This window comes from Streptomyces sediminimaris (assembly GCF_047049295.1).
Taxonomy (GTDB): domain Bacteria; phylum Actinomycetota; class Actinomycetes; order Streptomycetales; family Streptomycetaceae; genus Streptomyces; species Streptomyces sediminimaris.
On record NZ_JBJWOT010000001.1, the window covers coordinates 851,413 to 866,883 of the forward strand.

Below are 15,471 nucleotides of genomic sequence, written 5' to 3' on the forward strand. Positions count from 1 at the left end.
CGTCACCGTCCGCTCAGGCCGGCGCCGCCCCGGTCCGCCGTAGGTGGCGCACGAAGAACCGGACCGCGCTGTCGGCCTCGAACCTGGGCAGTTCCTTGTGCCTGCCCGCGTTGACGTGCAGCGTCTTCTCCGCCGAGGCGAAGGCGTCGAAGAGCGCGAGAGCGGACTCGCGGGGGATGTGCTCGTCGTCCCACTGCATGTCGAACTCGATCGGGACGGTGACGGCCTTCGCCGTCCCGGCCAGGGCGTCGGGCCAGTGCAGACCGAAGACCGCCGCCGTGATCCTCGGCTCGGCCGCCACCAGCGGTACCCCGATCGCGGTGGCCATGTTCAGGCCGTAGTAGCCGACCGGCCCGTCGGCGCCGATCTCCGGCAGCCCCTGGAGGGCGTCGAGGGTCGCCCGCCACTCGGGTACGGCGCGCTCGGCCAGCCGGGCGTTGTAGCGGACCACGATCGGGCCCTCCGGCTCGCCCGCCGCCCTCGCCTCGTACAGCGCGGCGATCTCCTGCTCGTCGTAGGGCGTGCGGGGCCGGCCGCCGTGGCCGGGTGCGTCGATGACGGCGACGTGGAAACCGCCGTCGTGCACCAGGCGCTCGGCGCGACCCACCATGGCGGGCCACTTCTTGTGGGTGCCGCCGCCGTGTCCCATCAGCACCAGGGGCGCGCGGTCGGGGCCGGATTCCGGCGACCAGAGCACGCCGGTGACCTCACCCAGGACGAAGTCGCGTTCGCGAACGCCGTTCTTCGACGTCTCTGCGGTGAACTGCACAATATGCACAGGTAGTTGCCTTTCGGGAGGACCTTCGTCGAGGCGCTCCCGGCGACGCCTGCGTCAGTCGCCGACCGTGATCTCCGGGGGGAGCACCCACACGGCTTCAGCGTTCATGGGTCTCACCTCCTCGGTCGGTGTCACGGCGTGGCGCACGTTACCGGTCGGCCCTCGTCCCGCCCAACTCCTTTTCCGCCGATCGGCCTCGTGGTCGGCGGTCACGGCCGTATGCCCCGCAGGATGAACGCGACCACGTCGTCGAGGCCGTGCTCGCCCGCCTCCGGGGGCACCATGCCGGACACCGTCAGGTCGGCGTAGCCGTGCAGGGTCGCGAAGACGGGGAGGGCGACCTGCTCCGGCGGCCCCTGGCGCACCTCTCCCCTGGCCTGGCCCTCGGCGAGCAGCCGCAGGATCAGGTCCGACCACCGCTGGGTGGCCTCGAGCAGGGAGTCGGACGCCGCCGGGTCGTGCTTGATCGAGTACATGAGGTCGAGCAGTGCGGCGTTGTCCCCGGCGAAGCCCATGTAGGCGCGGACCACCGCGTCGACCTGGTCGGCGATCTTCTCCGCGACCCCGTCCTGCGAGGCCCCGAGAACGGCCGTCAGCCGCTCGAATCCGTTCAGCGCCAGCGCGTCCAGCAGGGCCTGCTTGTCCCTGAAGTGCCGGCTCGGCGCGGCATGGCTGACACCGAGGTCACGGGCGAGTTCGCGCAACGACAGCGCGGCCGGCCCTCTCTCGCGGAGCGTCTCCTCGGCCCGGGCGAGCAGGGCGGCGCGCAGGTCTCCGTGGTGGTAGCTGCGAGTGCGGGTGTGCATGGACTTCAGTGTATCGGTCATGTTTGTGGCGACTACATTGTTGACAGCGCCATCATTGTTGTCGCCGTCACTATTGTTGTCATTGACAGCATTGTTGGCGCCGCCTACATTTGCCGGCATGACTACGCGAACCAGCAAGTGGAACGTCACCGACATCCCCGACCAGACCGGCCGCACCGCCGTCGTGACCGGCGCCAACAGCGGGCTCGGCCTGGCCACGGTGGAGGCACTGGCGGGCGCGGGCGCGCACGTGGTGCTCGCCGTGCGCGACCCCCGACGCGGCGAGGCCGCCGCCTCGGGGGTCCGTGGCAGCGTGGAGGTGCGCCGGCTCGACCTCGCCGATCTCGCCTCCGTGCGCGAGTTCGCCGCGGCCTGGCACGGCGGCCTCGATCTGCTCATCAACAACGCCGGCGTCATGAACATCCCGGAGTCCGCCACCAAGAACGGCTTCGAGACCCAGTTCGGCACCAACCACCTGGGGCATTTCGCCCTCACGAACCTGCTGCTGCCCCACATCACCGACCGGGTGGTGACCGTGTCCTCCGGCGCGCACAAGATGCCGGGCAGCCCCCGCATCCACTTCGACAACCTCAACCTCACCGGTGAGTACGCGCCCATCAGGGCCTACAGCCAGTCCAAGCTCGCCAACCTGCTCTTCACCCTCGAACTGCAGCGCCGGCTCACCGAGTCGGGCTCCTCCGTCCGCGCCCTGGCGGCACACCCGGGCTGGGCCGCCACCAACCTCCAGAGCCACGACGGCAGCCCTCTGCGGCGCGCGGTCATGAAGGTCGGCAACCGTCTCGTGGCGCAGGACGACAAGGCCGGCGCGCTGCCGACCCTGTACGCCGCCGTGCAGGACCTGCCCGGCGCGGGCTACGTCGGACCGGACGGCCGCGGCGAGATGCGCGGCGCACCGACCCTGGTCGGCCGCTCGCGGGCGGCCAGCGACCCCGCCACCGCCCGCCGCCTGTGGACGGTCTCCGAGGAGCTGACCGGCGTCACCTTTCCCCGCCCGCTGCCGCTCACGGCCGCGTGAGGATTCCTCCCCGGCGGGCGCCTGTCGTACCGACGCCCGCCCGGCGCGCTCCGCCCCGCCGTCACCTGCCTCGCGGACCGCTGCCCCGCCGAGCCGAAGGCGACGCGGCCGAACCGGGTACGGGCCTGGGCCCGGACCCGGGCTTCCGGTTGCGGGCGGGGGTCACAGGACAGGCGCTGGGCACCGGAGATGTCGCGGGGCTGCAGTACCCGGCGGGCGTGGCGGAGCACGCAGCGGGCGCGGGCCGGGCGGTGATCACCACGGCCTCCCGGGGGAATGCCACGATCCGCCATGCCGCGAGGTGGGACGCGAGGACGGCGGCGGACCTATCCTCGGGCGCGGCGACCGTGGGCGCGCGGACGAGCGGGGTCGGCGCCGTTCATCCTCGTGCCGCGCGAGAGCCGGGGGCGGGAGCGGGAGACGCCCGCCCCCTTCCCGGGCCCGCGGCGCATTCCCCGACGGGTGGGCTCAGGGCCGGGCCAGCAGCGTCCGTACGCCTTCGGACGTCAGCGTCAGCGGGTGCTCGGAACCGGCGTCTATGGTCAGCGACAGGTCGTCGGCCGGCCACTGCGAGGCGAGCGCGCCCAGGGGCACCAGGCGGTAACGGGAGACGAACGGCAGCAGCCCGGCCATCTCGCCCTCCGAGGTGAACACGGGCACCACCGGGTCGCCGCCGGGCTGCTCCAGGACCGGCAGCGCCACCGCGCCCGGGTCCGCGGCGTCCTCCTGGTTCGCGTCGTCCGGGACGGGGACGAGCACCTCGCTGCCGGCGAGCGTGTCCAGCGCGCTGGTGTCCTCGGTGTTCACGGCCAGCGCGTCCAGCGCCTGCCGGGCCGGTGTGGCGTTGTGGTCGTTGGCGGGTGTCTCCATGACAGATCCCCTGGTAGCGGCGGTGGTACGGACCGCCCGGGTCAAGATCGCCCCGGGCACGGTCCTGCTCGCGTACCCGATCGGGCCGATCTCATTCCCCGCTTTCCAGGAGACTCACGCGAGAGGCGTCCCCGCGGCGGATCATTGGGCGGCGCCCGGCGCCCGGCGGGCCAGGGGCTCGGCCGTGCTCGCGCCGGCGTGTGGCCGGTGCGCCGACGCGCCGTCGCGTCCGTCCGGCCCGTCGCCGCGTCCCCGAGGCACTGCGCGCGCTCACTCCGCCTCGCGCAGCAGTTCCGCCACGCCCGTGACACGGATCAGAGGCCGGTACAGGTCCATGATGTGCAGGGCCTTCGCATGCGAGTCGTCGTCCGCCCCCGCGCACGCGTCCGCCGCGACCGACACCCCGACTCCCGCGTCGGCGGTGGCCGGCGCCGTGGACAGGACGCAGCAGTCCGTGCTGACGCCCGCCAGGACCAGGCGGTTGCCGGGACCGACGAGGCGGGCCAGTTCCGGGGTCCGCTTGCCGAAGGTCGCCGCGTCGACCGCACACCCGCCGTGCCGCGAGAACTCGTCGGTCAGGGACCACAGCCGCGCGCCGGGCGACTGCAGGGCGAACGGCCACCGCTCGTAGTACGCGCGCCAGGCGCCCTCGGGTCTCCCGGGGGCCAGGAAGCGGGTGAAGGCGACCCGGTCGCCGAAGGCCGGCAGCAGGCGTCGTACGCCGGCCGCCGCTTCGGCGAAGCGAGGGGCGCACCAAGGGCTCTCGCGGTCGGCGAAGACGTGCTGCATGTCGATGACGGCGAGCAGGCCGGCGGTCATACGGCCGCTCCCGCGCCGGTGGGACTCGGTGCCCGGGCCTCCTGCGCGCGGACCCGGGCGCGGGTCAGCGCCAGGGTGCCGAGGAAGCCGACGGCGAGGGCGGCGAGGACGCCGAGGTTGGCAAAGGCCCAGGCCCCGGACGTGCCGCCGAGGCCGACCGGGCCGAGGAGGTAGCCCTGCCAGTCGAGCCAGCCCGCCGCCGAGTTGGTGACCAGGCCCCAGCCGAGGACGATGGCGCCGACGGTGAGCAGCAGCGGGGTGGCCGGTACGTCGCCGTAGCGGCCGGCCGGACGGTACAGGTCGCCCTCGTCGTAGTCGCGGCGGCGCAGGGCCAGGTCGGCGAGCATGATGCCGCACCAGGCCGCGATGGGCACGCCGAGCGTGGTCAGGAAGCCCATGAACTGGCCCAGGAAGTCGTCGGCGAGGAAGACGATGCAGACCGAGCCCGCGAGCATCAGCACGCCGTCGGCGAGCGCCGCGACGTGACGCGGCACCCGGATGCCCGCCGACAGCAGGGCGAGCCCGGAGGAGTAGATGTCGAGGACCGCGCCGCCGACCAGCCCCAGCACGGCGACCACGGCGAAGGGGACCAGGAACCAGGTCGGCAGGAGGGTGGCGAGAGCGCCGATCGGATCGGCGGCGACGCCCGCACCGAGTGAGGTCGAGGAGTCGGCCAGCAGCAGGCCGAAGACCAGGAGGAGCAGCGGGGCCAGGGACGCGCCGAAGGTGGTCCAGCCGATCACGCCCCGGCTGGAGGAACCGCGCGGCAGGTAACGGGAGTAGTCGGCGGCGGCGTTGACCCAGCCGAGGCCGAAGCCGGTCATCATGAACACCACCGCGCCGATGAACTCCTGGGCGGAGCCCGACGGAAGGGCGCTGACGGTGCTCCAGTGGATGTGGTCGGCGACCAGCACGACGTAGACGACGGTGAGCACGCCGGTGACCACCGTGATCACGGTCTGCAGCCGCATGATCAGGTCGAAGCCCATCACCCCGCCGACCACGGTCAGCGCGCCGACCAGGACGAGGGCGACGACCTTGGTCCCGGTGCCGCCGCCCCAGCCGAGCCGCCCGAAGACGGTCGCGGTGGCCATGGTGGCGAGCGCGCACAGCACCGTCTCCCAGCCGACGGTGAGCACCCAGGAGATGACCGAGGGCAGACGGTTGCCGCGCACGCCGTACGCGGCGCGGCTGAGGACCATCGTCGGCGCCGAGCCGCGTTTGCCGGCCACCGCGACGAAGCCGCAGAGCAGGAACGAGAAGACGATGCCGATGACGCCGGCGGTCAGCGACTGCCCGAAGGAGGTGTTGAAGCCGAGCGCGAAGGAACCGTAACTCAGGCCGAGGACCGACACGTTGGCACCGAACCAGGGCCAGAACAGCGTCCGCGGGCCGCCCTTGCGTTCGGCGTCGGAGATGACGTCGATACCGTGCTTCTCCACCTGCAGCTGACGTCCCGCTGATGTGCTGCCGGGGGTGTCCGGTGACTCTGCCATCGTCGACCTGCCTGTCCAGCCGCCTTCCGCCGAAGCCCGAGGCCTGAAGCCTGGTGCGCGCCGGTCGGAGCGTCAAGAAGGAGGAGTCCGCGCAGACGGTCACGGCGCCGCGTCCGTCCGGGCGGCGCCGGCCCGGTACGGAAAGGGACCCTCGACCGGGCACGAGACGGACAGCTGTCAGGCACTCGTCTCCTGGCGGTCCGGGGCGTTCCACTGGGTGTGGAAGACGCCGGGGCGGTCGGTACGGCGGTAGGTGTGGGCGCCGAAGTAGTCGCGCTGGCCCTGGAGCAGGGCGGCGGGAAGCCGGCCGGCGCGCAGCGTGTCGTAGTGCGCGAGGGCGGCGGAGAAGGCGGGCACGGGGATGCCGCGGCGGGCGGCGGAGGCGACCGTCTCCCGCCAGGGCACCTGCGCGTCGGTGATCTCCATGGCGAACTCCATCTCGCCGAGCAGGCTCACCAGGTCGTGGTCGGCGAAGCAGGCGGCGCGGATGCGGTCGAGGAAGGAGGCGCGGATGATGCAGCCGCCGCGCCAGATCCGGGCGACCGTGCCCAGGTCGATCTTCCAGCCGTACTCGGCGGCCGCGTCCTGGATCATCTTCCAGCCCTGGTCGTAGGCGATGACCTTCGACGCGTACAGGGCGTGCTCGACCTGCGAGGCGAAGCGTTCGGCCTCGGTGCGGCTGAGCAGGGGCCGGGTGCCGCCGGGCAGGCCCGCGTAGGCGGCGCGCAGGTCGCGCTGGCCGGAGGCGGCGCGGGCGAAGGTGGCCTGGGCGATGGCGGTGACCGGGGAGGCCAGGTCCAGCGCGGTCTGCACGGTCCAGCGGCCGGTGCCCTTCTGGCCCGCGGCGTCCTGGACGACGTCGACGAAGGGGGCACCGGTGTCCGGGTCGGTGTGGGCCAGCACCTCGGCGGTGATCTCGACCAGGTAGGAGCCGAGCCGGCCCTCGTTCCAGTGGCGGAAGACGCCCGCGATCTCGGCGGGGGTGTAGCCGCCGACCTGGCGCAGCAGGTCGTAGGCCTCGGCGATGAGCTGCATGTCGGCGTACTCGATGCCGTTGTGGACCATCTTCACGAAGTGCCCGGCGCCGTCGCTGCCGACGTGGGCGGCGCACGGCTCGCCGCCGACCTTGGCGCTGATCCGCTCGAACATCGGGCCGAGGACGTCGTAGGACTCCGCCGAGCCGCCGACCATGATCGAGGGGCCTTCGAGGGCGCCCTCCTCGCCGCCGGAGATGCCGGTGCCGACGAAGTGGAGTCCGAGTTCGCGCAGGGCGGCCTCGCGGCGGCGGGTGTCGGCGAAGTGGGCGTTGCCACCGTCGATGATCATGTCGCCGGGCTCGAGCAGCGCGGCGAACTCCCCGATGACCGCGTCGGTGGCGGGCCCCGCCTGCACCATGATCATCAGGCGGCGGGGACGCCGGAGCGCCGCCACGAACTCCTCGGCCGTCTCGGCGGCGACGAACGCGCCCTCGTCGCCGTACACCTCCATGAGCGCGCGCGTGCGGCCCGCCGTGCGGTTGTGGACCGCGACGGTGTAGCCGTGGCGGGCGAAGTTGCGCGCCAGGTTGCGGCCCATCACGCCCAGGCCGGTCACGCCGATGGCTGCGGTTGCGTTCATGGTGTACGTCCTCGATCCGTCCGGCGGCGGTCCCGCTGCGGGGTCCCATGACCGTCAGGTACGGACGGGCGGCCGGATCGTCTCGATGGCGGCGGAGGGACGGCGCGGGGACGGTGTGAGGAACCCCGCCCGGACGATCGATCAAACAGGGTTTAACATATGAGCGCCGCCTAGCTCGAAAGATGGACCTGTGACTGTCAACGACGACTCGTTCACCAACTGGAAGACCCGCGAGGAGATCGCGGAGTCGATGATCCCGATCATCGGGAAGCTGCACCGCGAGCGGGACGTCACGGTCCTGCTGCACAGCCGCTCCCTGGTGAACAAGTCGGTGGTCAGCATCCTCAAGACGCACCGCTTCGCCCGGCAGATCGCCGGTGAGGAGCTCTCGGTCACCGAGACCCTGCCGTTCCTGCGGGCGCTCACCACGCTGGACCTCGGCCCCTCGCAGATCGACATCGGCATGCTCGCGGCGACGTACAAGAGCGACGACCGGGGCCTGAGCGTGGAGGCGTTCACCGCCGGGGCCGTCGCGGGTGCCACGGGCGCCAACAAGATCGAGCGCGGCGAGGGCCGCGACGTCGTCCTCTACGGCTTCGGCCGCATCGGCCGCCTGGTGGCCCGGCTGCTGATCGAGAAGGCCGGCTCCGGCAACGGCCTGCGGCTGCGCGCGATCGTCGTGCGCGGGGGCGGCGGGCAGTCCGCGGAATCCGCGAAGGACATCGTCAAGCGCGCCTCGCTGCTGCGCCGGGACTCCATCCACGGCCAGTTCCAGGGCACCATCACCGTGGACGAGGCGACCAGCACGATCTTCGCCAACGGCAACGCCATCAAGGTGATCCACGCGAACGACCCGTCCGAGGTCGACTACACGGCGTACGGCATCGACAACGCCATCCTCATCGACAACACCGGCAAGTGGCGTGACCGCGAGGGGCTTTCGCAGCACCTGCGCCCCGGTGTCGACAAGGTCGTGCTGACCGCGCCGGGCAAGGGCGACGTCCCGAACATCGTGCACGGCGTCAATCACGACACCGTCAAACCGGACGAGCGGATCCTGTCCTGCGCGTCCTGCACCACCAACGCGATCGTGCCGCCCCTGAAGGCGATGGACGACGCGTTCGGTGTCGAGCGCGGCCACGTGGAGACCGTCCACTCCTTCACCAACGACCAGAACCTGCTGGACAACTACCACAAGGCCGAGCGCCGCGGCCGTTCCGCGCCGCTCAACATGGTCATCACCGAGACCGGCGCCGCCTCCGCGGTCGCCAAGGCGCTGCCCGACCTCAGGGCACGCATCACCGGCAGCTCGATCCGGGTCCCCGTACCGGACGTCTCCATCGCGATCCTCAACCTGCAGCTGTCGCGCGAGACGTCCCGCGAGGAGGTCCTCGACCACCTGCGCGACGTCTCACTGACCTCCCCGCTCAGGCGCCAGATCGACTTCACCACGGCTCCCGACGCCGTCTCCAGCGACTTCATCGGCTCCCGCCACGCCTCGATCGTCGACGCCGGCGCCACGAAGGTGGAGGGCGACAACGCCATCCTCTACCTCTGGTACGACAACGAGTTCGGCTACTCCTGCCAGGTGATCCGCGTCGTGCAGTACGTGTCCGGGGTGGAGTACCCGACGTTCCCCGGGCCGGCCGCCTGACACCGTCCCGCTGGGGGCAGCGCGCCGAGGGCCGCCGTCCGGGATCCGGGTGGCGGCCCGCGCCGTTCGCGCGCCCCGTGTCCAGGAGCCCTCCGGCGGCGGGGAGGGCCGGCATGAGCGGTACCACCGCAGAGATCCCCGCCGCCGGGCCGCCGGGCGGGCACACGGCCCGCGCGGGGAGGAATCCGCCCCGGCCGCCCGACCTCCCCGGTCCGTCGGTCAAGGGTCGGCAATGACGGCTTGATCGGGCCGCTCGCGGGCAGAAATGTCGCCACAGGGGTGGGCCGGCACTCTGGAGGCACCGTGAGCACATCGTCGAAACCGCGCGTGTCGGGGATGGAGACCCGCTCCATCGACTACGTGCCCCTGGACGAACGGCACGGCAAGCTCTGGCATCTCGGCCCCCTGTGGTTCATGTCGAACGCCCAGATAGCCACCCTGGCCGTGGGCCTGATCAGCATCACCGAGGGCGGCAACCTCATCTGGTCGCTCATCGCGATCGTCGCGGGCACCGTCATCGGCACGTTCTTCATGGCGTTCCACTCGGCCCAGGGGCCCCAGCTCGGGCTGCCCCAGATGATCCAGTCGCGACCCCAGTTCGGCTACGTCGGCGCTCTGCTGGTCTGGCTGTTCGCATATGTGCAGTACGCGGGCTTCAACGTCTTCAACACCATCCTCGCCGGTGAGGCGATGCACACCACCGTTCACGGAGGCGTCAAGCTCTGGGTCGTCGTGGTCACCCTGGTCGCCCTCGTCATCGCGCTGGTGGGCTACGACGTCATCCACAGGGCCGAGCAGTTCCTGACGTACACCTTCCTCGTCGTCTTCGGGGTCTTCACCGTGGGCGCCCTGGTCACCCTGCACTACCCGGCCGGCTCCTTCGACCTCGGCGCCTTCCAGGCCACGCCGTTCCTGGCGCAGTTCGGCGTGGTCGCCGGCTACCAGATCAGCTGGGCCATCTACGTCTCGGACTACTCGCGCTACCTCCCGCCGGACGTGACCGTCCGCAAGACCTTCTACTGGACCTACTTCGGCTCGGCGCTCGGCGGCATCTGGCTCATGACGCTCGGGTCGCTGCTCGCCGCCTGGGCCGGCAAGGACTTCGACACGATCAAGTCGATCAACGCGGCCGGCGACAGGGTGTTCAGCGGCTTCGGCGCGATCGTGCTGCTCTTCGCCGTCCTGGGGCTGGTGTCCGTCACCGCGCTCAACATGTACGGCGGTTCGCTCACATTGATCAGTGCCGTCGACTCCGTCAAGAGGGTGCGGCCGACGTTCGGCGCGCGGCTGGTGACCGTCGGCCTCACGGCCGCGCTCTCCCTGGTCGGTGCTCTCGCCGCGACCTCCAACTTCCTCGAGAACTTCAACAACTTCCTGCTGCTGGTGCTCTATCTGTTCATTCCGTGGACCGCGGTCAACCTCATGGACTACTACGTCGTGCGCCGTGGTCACTACGCCATCGCCGAGATCTTCAACCCCCGTGGCATCTACGGGCGCTGGGGCTGGCACGGCATCGTCGCCTACCTGGTGGGCTTCGCCGTGATGATCCCCTTCTTCTCCGTCGGCACGCTCTACACCGGGCCCTTCGCCGACGCGCTCGACGGCGCCGACATCTCCCTCTTCATCGGGCTGCCGGTCTCCGCGGCCCTCTACTGGCTGCTGACCCGCTCCGTCGACGTGGCGGCCGAGCAGCGGCTGGCGGAGGACGAGGCGGTCGAACTCGAGCGGGCCGCGCACGAGCACCGCGAATCGTGACGGACGCCGGGGAAGAAGGAGACGCCCCAGGCCGTTGTACGCCGATGTGAGCGAAGCCATAAGGGGAACGATGTCGTTTCGATAGCCCTGGGCGTAGTCTGGCCACCAGGTGAACGAAACAGTTTCGTTCAGAGTGGGCGGAAGGACTGACATGGTCTCCGTACTCCTCGTCAACGACCAGTCGCTGCAGCGTCTCGGCCTGCGCATGCTGCTGACCGCGGAGCCCGACCTGACCGTCGTCGGCGAAGCGGCGAGCGGAGCGGAAGCGGCCGGCCTGATCGCGGCGCTGCGCCCGGACGTCGTCCTGATGGACGTCCGCCTCGCCGACGCGTCCGGCATCGAGGCCGTGCGGCGCATCGCCCGGCCCGCGCGCATCCGCCCGGCCGCCGAGTCCGGCGCCGGCCAGACCGCTCCCCGCGTCCTCGTCCTCACGTCGGCCCTCGACGAGGGCCACGCCCACGCCGCCCTGCGCGCCGGGGCCGACGGCTTCCTCCTCACCGACGCCTCCCCGGAGGAACTGACCGCGGCCGTACGGATCGTGGCCGCCGGGGACGCCGTGATCACTCCCGCCCTGACCCGCACCCTCATCGACACCGTCCGGGCGGAGCCGACCGCCCGCCGCCTCCAGCCGGGCGCCGGACTCGACACCCTCACCCGGCGCGAGCGCGACGTCCTCACCGCCGTCGCCTCGGGCTGGTCCAACAGCGAGATCGCGCTACGCCTGGCGATCGCACCGACCACCGTCAAGTCCCACGTCAGCCACATCCTCACCAAGATCGGCGCCCGCGCCCGCGTCCAGGCGGTGACCTTCGCCTACGAGTCCGGGCTGATCAGGCCGGCAGCCTGACCCGCGCGCCCCGCGCGCTCACCCGTCACCCGGCGCCCGGGCCCCGGATCGCGCCGCCGGTCGTCCCGGAACCCCCGCGGAATTGTCCGTGATCCGTAACAGACGGATCCCGCCCCGCCGTTATCCCGTCCTGACAGGTGCACGAGCGGCACGGAACGACAAGGGGCGGGGCGGACATGGCGCGGCATGGCGGGCGGGGATGGTACGGCCGGGTACTCGCGGCGGCGGTCGGAGTGACGGCGGTGGCGGCGGCGGCCTCGGTGTGGACCGCGCAGGCCGGTCCCGTCGACGGGCGGCGTCCGGAGGTGTCGAAGCCCTCCGCGGCCGCCGGCCCCGGCCGGGCCCCGGTGGCGATCAGCATCGTCCACGCCTCGGACAAGGGCCCCCGGGGCGTCAACATCACCATCGACGACGGACCGGACCCGGTCTGGACGCCGCAGGTGCTGCGGGTGCTGAAGGAGAACGGCGTGAAGGCCACCTTCTGCATGGTCGGCACGCAGGCGCAGGAGCACCCCGACCTGGTCAAGGCGGTGGTGGCGGCCGGGCACCGGCTGTGCGACCACTCGGTGTCGCACGACACGACCATGGACAAGAAGGCCGACTCCTACCAGTCGAAGGAGATCCTGGACGCCGCCGGCATGATCACCAAGGCGTCCGGGGGCGTCCGGCCGATGTACTACCGGGCCCCGGGCGGTGCGTTCACGCCGTACAGCAGGCATCTCGCCGCCTCGCAGGGGATGCGGCCGCTGGGCTGGAACGTGGACACCAAGGACTTCGAGCGCCCCGGCACCGAGACCATCGTCGCCACCCTCAAGAGGGAGGTGTCCAACGGTCCGACGATCCTCTTCCACGACGCCGGCGGGGACCGTTCGCAGACCGTGGCCGCCCTGCGCGAGTGCCTGCCGTGGCTGAAGCAGCAGGGGTACTCCTTCGGCTTCCCGGTGCGCTGACCACCGGTCCCGCGACGCGGCGCAGGCGGCGGCCCGCCGCCGGGGTCGGCCCTGCCGGCGGCAGATGGCGAAGGCGCCCGCCGGTACGGTCGTGATGACGCCTGCGGATGACGCCCTACGGGCGGGACGCCCCGTGCGGCAGCGACCCGCGCCGGCCCCGCGCGCGGCGCGCGCCCGCCGGCCCCTGGCGCAGCCGGCTCCCGCACGCGCCGGGGTCAGTCGTGCGCCGAGAGCCGGTGCAGCCGCAGGGCGAGCTGGATCTCCAGGGCCCGCGCGGGGCTCTGCCAGTCGTCGCCCAGGAGGCGGGCGACGCGCTCCAGACGCTGCGCCACGGTGTTGACGTGGACGTGCAGCGCGTCCTTGGTGCGCGCCGGGCTCATACCGCAGGTGAAGTAGGCGTCGAGGGTGCGCAGCAGGTCGGTGCCGCGTCGTTCGTCGTAGGCGATGACCTCGCCGATCGTGCGGTCCACGAATCCGGCGACGTCCCGGTCCCCGGCCAGCAGCAGGCCGAGGAAGCCGAAGTCCTCGGCCGCGGCCCCGTCGCCCGAGCGGCCGAGCAGGCGCAGGGCCTCCAGGCAGCGCCGGCCCTCCGCATAGGCGGCGGCCACGGTGTCGGGGCGGGCGGCGAGGTCCCGGACGGGCCCGGAGGCGCCCACCGTGACCGCTTCGTGGACGGCCGTGCCCAGCTGGCGGGCGGTGCGGCGGGCCAGGCCGGTGGCGGTGTCGCCCTCGGCCAGGGGCAGCACCAGGACGGTGCCGCCGTCACGGGCGGCGGCCAGGCCGTGCCGCGTGGCGGCGAGGTGCGAGGCGGCGGACCACAGGCGGCGGCGGGCGTCCGCCTCCTCGTCGGCGTCGGGAGCGGGGACGTCGAGCCGGGCGGCGAGTACGACGTGCGTGGCGTCGAGGTCGGCGTGCAGCCGGGAGGCGCGCTCGCGCAGCAGACGCGGGTCGCGGTCCCGGGCGTCGAGGAGGTCGTCCAGCAGTTCGCCGCGGACGCGCCGTTCGGCCTCGGCGGCGGAGCGTCTGGCGAGCAGCAGCAGCGAGGTGACCATCGCGGCACGCTCCAGGGTGAGCTGGTCGACGGGGTCGAGCCCGGGGTGGCCGCGCAGCACGAGCGCGCCGAGCAGTTCGCCGCCGGCCGTCACGGCGGCGATCCAGTCGTCCTCGTGCCGTACCGCGTGTCCTTCGGCGCGGGACGTCTCCAGGGCAGCCGGGGGCGCGTCGGCGGTTTCGGTGAACTCGACGGTGCCGTCGAGGACGTGGGAGACGGCGGCGGCCACGTCGTGGACTCCCCCGCCGCGCAGCACGAGCTCCGCGAGCCGGTCGTGGACGTCGGAGGCGCGCTCGATGACGGCGCTGCGGTCGCGGATGATCTCGTTGGCCCGCTCCAGGTCGGCGAGGGCCGAGCGGGTCTCGGCGAGCAGGTTCGCCGAGTCGATGGCGGCCGCGGCGAGCGCGGCGAACGAGCCGAGCAGCGCGATCTGCTCCCGTTCGAAGACCCGGGCGCGCCGGTCGGCCGCGAAGAGGACGCCGATGACGTGCCGGCCCAGCTTCAGGGGTACGCCGAGGATGGCGACCAGGCCCTCGTCCCGTACGCCGGTGTCGATGGCGTTGGTGTGCTGGAAGCGGCCGTCCTTGAAGTAGTCGTCGGTGACGTACGGCCGGGCGGTCTGGGCGACGAGGCCGCCCAGGCCCTCCCCCATGCCCAGTCGCAGCTGCTGGAAGCGGGCGGCGACGGAGCCCTCGGTCACCCGCATGTAGGTGTCGCCGCGGTCCGGGTCGTTCAGGCTGAGGTAGGCGACGTCCGTGCCCAGCAGGGACCGGGCGCGCTGCACGATCGCCTGCAGCACGGAGTCCAGGTCGCGCAGTCCGGCGAGGTCGTGTGCCGTCTCGAAGAGCGCGGACAGCTCGGCCTCCCGGCGCCGCCGCCCCTCCAGCTCCGCGCGTACGCGCAGCGCGAGCAGCTTGGCGTGCTCGAGCGCGGCGATCTCCCCGGCCGGCCGCCCCTCGGCCCGGGCCAGCGGCACCGGCTGCTCGTAGGCGTCCGCGGACGCGTCCCTGGCCAGCAGCTCCAGGAACGGCGCCTCGGCACCGGGGAGCGCCGCACCGGCCGCTTCGGCACCGGCGCGTTCGGCGGACTGCACACGATCACGGGACATGCTCACAGGATTCCTCATCCCACGCCCGCCCCGTCAGGCCTGTGGACAACTCGCGTCCGCTCCGGCCCGGAGGGTGTCGGTGCGCGGGCCGGCCGCCGGCCGGGCACGAGTGAGGCGGTGCGGCCGCAAGGGGACCAAGGAGACCGGCGGGCCGGCAGGTGCTTGCCGCCCGTACTTCAGTCGGACGTCAGGGGCTCGAACCACGCGGGTTCGTCGGACAGTGCCTGCTTGATGCGGAAGTGGTGGAACTCGGTCATGGCGGGCAGCGCGTCCAGCGCGAACCAGCCGACCTCCAGGGACTCGTCGTCGTTGACACAGGCCTCGCCGCCCACGGCCCGGGCGCGGAAGCAGATGTCCATGAACTGGCAGACGTCACCGTTGGGGTAGGTGACCTGCCGTCCGGAGCGCACCGCGACCAGGCGCTCGACGACGCACTCGACGCCCGTCTCCTCCCGCACCTCCCGCACCACGGCCGCGGCGGGCTGCTCGCCCGGGTCCGGGATGCCGGAGATCAACGCCCACTTGTGATTGTCCGCGCGCTGCCCCAGCAGCACTCTGCCCTCGTCGTCGAAGACGACGGCGCTGACACCGGGAAGCCAGAGCAGCTGGTGGCCGGCGGTGGCCCGGATGTCACGGATGAAGTCAGGAGTCGGCATGACACCGACCTTAAACGGCCGGTGCCCC

The 15,471-nt window shown here is 72.4% G+C and carries 13 protein-coding genes; 5 read left to right on the plus strand and 8 right to left on the minus strand.

The genetic code is table 11. The annotated features are described in order from the left end of the window. Positions 1 to 13 precede the first annotated feature (13 nt). Both ACJ9NR_RS03990 and ACJ9NR_RS03995 read right to left on the minus strand, forming a co-directional pair. Positions 14 to 778, minus strand: coding sequence for an alpha/beta fold hydrolase (locus ACJ9NR_RS03990; RefSeq protein WP_412489742.1), 765 nt, complete (start codon positions 776 to 778; stop codon positions 14 to 16). Positions 779 to 987: 209 nt separating this feature from the next. Continuing rightward, positions 988 to 1,584 carry a TetR/AcrR family transcriptional regulator gene (locus ACJ9NR_RS03995; protein WP_412489741.1) on the minus strand — a complete coding sequence of 199 codons (597 nt, stop codon included), beginning with the start codon at positions 1,582 to 1,584 and terminating at the stop codon, positions 988 to 990. Between the two features lie 118 nt (positions 1,585 to 1,702). Here ACJ9NR_RS03995 and ACJ9NR_RS04000 point away from each other — a divergent pair, with 118 nt between their 5' ends. Then, positions 1,703 to 2,620, plus strand: a complete 918-nt coding sequence (locus ACJ9NR_RS04000) for an oxidoreductase (protein ID WP_412489740.1) — start codon at positions 1,703 to 1,705, stop codon at positions 2,618 to 2,620. Between the two features lie 468 nt (positions 2,621 to 3,088). Here the strand turns inward: ACJ9NR_RS04000 and ACJ9NR_RS04005 are convergent, their stop codons facing one another. The 4 genes from ACJ9NR_RS04005 to gnd form a co-directional block, all read right to left on the minus strand. Beyond that, complete coding sequence (locus ACJ9NR_RS04005) at positions 3,089 to 3,490, minus strand: SseB family protein (protein ID WP_412489739.1); 402 nt, start codon at positions 3,488 to 3,490, stop codon at positions 3,089 to 3,091. A 270-nt stretch (positions 3,491 to 3,760) separates the two neighbouring features. After that, a complete protein-coding gene (locus tag ACJ9NR_RS04010; RefSeq protein WP_412489738.1) occupies positions 3,761 to 4,309 on the minus strand; it encodes a cysteine hydrolase family protein in 549 nt (182 codons plus the stop codon). Further along, positions 4,306 to 5,805 (minus strand): purine-cytosine permease family protein, encoded by a 1,500-nt coding sequence (locus tag ACJ9NR_RS04015; protein WP_412489737.1) that lies wholly within the window; start codon positions 5,803 to 5,805, stop codon positions 4,306 to 4,308. Before ACJ9NR_RS04015 ends, ACJ9NR_RS04010 begins: the two co-directional genes overlap by 4 nt. 177 nt (positions 5,806 to 5,982) lie before the next feature. Beyond that, positions 5,983 to 7,422 (minus strand): NADP-dependent phosphogluconate dehydrogenase, encoded by a 1,440-nt coding sequence (gene gnd / locus ACJ9NR_RS04020; RefSeq protein WP_412489736.1) that lies wholly within the window; start codon positions 7,420 to 7,422, stop codon positions 5,983 to 5,985. Between the two features lie 190 nt (positions 7,423 to 7,612). Here gnd and ACJ9NR_RS04025 point away from each other — a divergent pair, with 190 nt between their 5' ends. The 4 genes from ACJ9NR_RS04025 to ACJ9NR_RS04040 all read left to right on the plus strand — a co-directional run bounded on the left by ACJ9NR_RS04025 (position 7,613) and on the right by ACJ9NR_RS04040 (position 12,628). Next, positions 7,613 to 9,076, plus strand: coding sequence for a glyceraldehyde-3-phosphate dehydrogenase (locus ACJ9NR_RS04025; protein WP_412489735.1), 1,464 nt, complete (start codon positions 7,613 to 7,615; stop codon positions 9,074 to 9,076). A 303-nt stretch (positions 9,077 to 9,379) separates the two neighbouring features. Beyond that, a complete protein-coding gene (locus ACJ9NR_RS04030) occupies positions 9,380 to 10,831 on the plus strand; it encodes a purine-cytosine permease family protein (RefSeq protein ID WP_412489734.1) in 1,452 nt (483 codons plus the stop codon). A gap of 151 nt (positions 10,832 to 10,982) precedes the next feature. Continuing rightward, positions 10,983 to 11,678 (plus strand): LuxR C-terminal-related transcriptional regulator, encoded by a 696-nt coding sequence (locus ACJ9NR_RS04035; RefSeq protein ID WP_412489733.1) that lies wholly within the window; start codon positions 10,983 to 10,985, stop codon positions 11,676 to 11,678. 176 nt (positions 11,679 to 11,854) lie between these two features. Beyond that, on the plus strand, positions 11,855 to 12,628 hold the full coding sequence (locus ACJ9NR_RS04040; protein ID WP_412489732.1) for a polysaccharide deacetylase family protein: 774 nt from the start codon (positions 11,855 to 11,857) through the stop codon (positions 12,626 to 12,628). Between the two features lie 215 nt (positions 12,629 to 12,843). On the opposite strand, the gene ACJ9NR_RS04045 is transcribed toward ACJ9NR_RS04040, so the two are convergent. Both ACJ9NR_RS04045 and ACJ9NR_RS04050 read right to left on the minus strand, forming a co-directional pair. After that, positions 12,844 to 14,787, minus strand: coding sequence for a helix-turn-helix domain-containing protein (locus tag ACJ9NR_RS04045; protein ID WP_412489731.1), 1,944 nt, complete (start codon positions 14,785 to 14,787; stop codon positions 12,844 to 12,846). 176 nt (positions 14,788 to 14,963) lie between these two features. After that, entirely contained in the window at positions 14,964 to 15,443 is a 480-nt protein-coding gene (locus ACJ9NR_RS04050) for an NUDIX hydrolase (protein ID WP_412489730.1), read from the minus strand. Positions 15,444 to 15,471 lie beyond the last annotated feature (28 nt).

Excerpts from the sequence above, each read along its gene's own strand:
- ACJ9NR_RS03995 (WP_412489741.1), bottom strand. The coding sequence starts at position 1,584 with ATGCACACCCGCACTCGCAGCTACCACCACGGAGACCTGCGCGCCGCC.
- ACJ9NR_RS04000 (WP_412489740.1), top strand. The coding sequence starts at position 1,703 with ATGACTACGCGAACCAGCAAGTGGAACGTCACCGACATCCCCGACCAG.
- ACJ9NR_RS04005 (WP_412489739.1), bottom strand. The coding sequence starts at position 3,490 with ATGGAGACACCCGCCAACGACCACAACGCCACACCGGCCCGGCAGGCG.
- ACJ9NR_RS04010 (WP_412489738.1), bottom strand. The coding sequence starts at position 4,309 with ATGACCGCCGGCCTGCTCGCCGTCATCGACATGCAGCACGTCTTCGCC.
- ACJ9NR_RS04015 (WP_412489737.1), bottom strand. The coding sequence starts at position 5,805 with ATGGCAGAGTCACCGGACACCCCCGGCAGCACATCAGCGGGACGTCAG.
- gnd (WP_412489736.1), bottom strand. The coding sequence starts at position 7,422 with ATGAACGCAACCGCAGCCATCGGCGTGACCGGCCTGGGCGTGATGGGC.
- ACJ9NR_RS04035 (WP_412489733.1), top strand. The coding sequence starts at position 10,983 with ATGGTCTCCGTACTCCTCGTCAACGACCAGTCGCTGCAGCGTCTCGGC.
- ACJ9NR_RS04040 (WP_412489732.1), top strand. The coding sequence starts at position 11,855 with ATGGCGCGGCATGGCGGGCGGGGATGGTACGGCCGGGTACTCGCGGCG.
- ACJ9NR_RS04045 (WP_412489731.1), bottom strand. The coding sequence starts at position 14,787 with ATGTCCCGTGATCGTGTGCAGTCCGCCGAACGCGCCGGTGCCGAAGCG.
- ACJ9NR_RS04050 (WP_412489730.1), bottom strand. The coding sequence starts at position 15,443 with ATGCCGACTCCTGACTTCATCCGTGACATCCGGGCCACCGCCGGCCAC.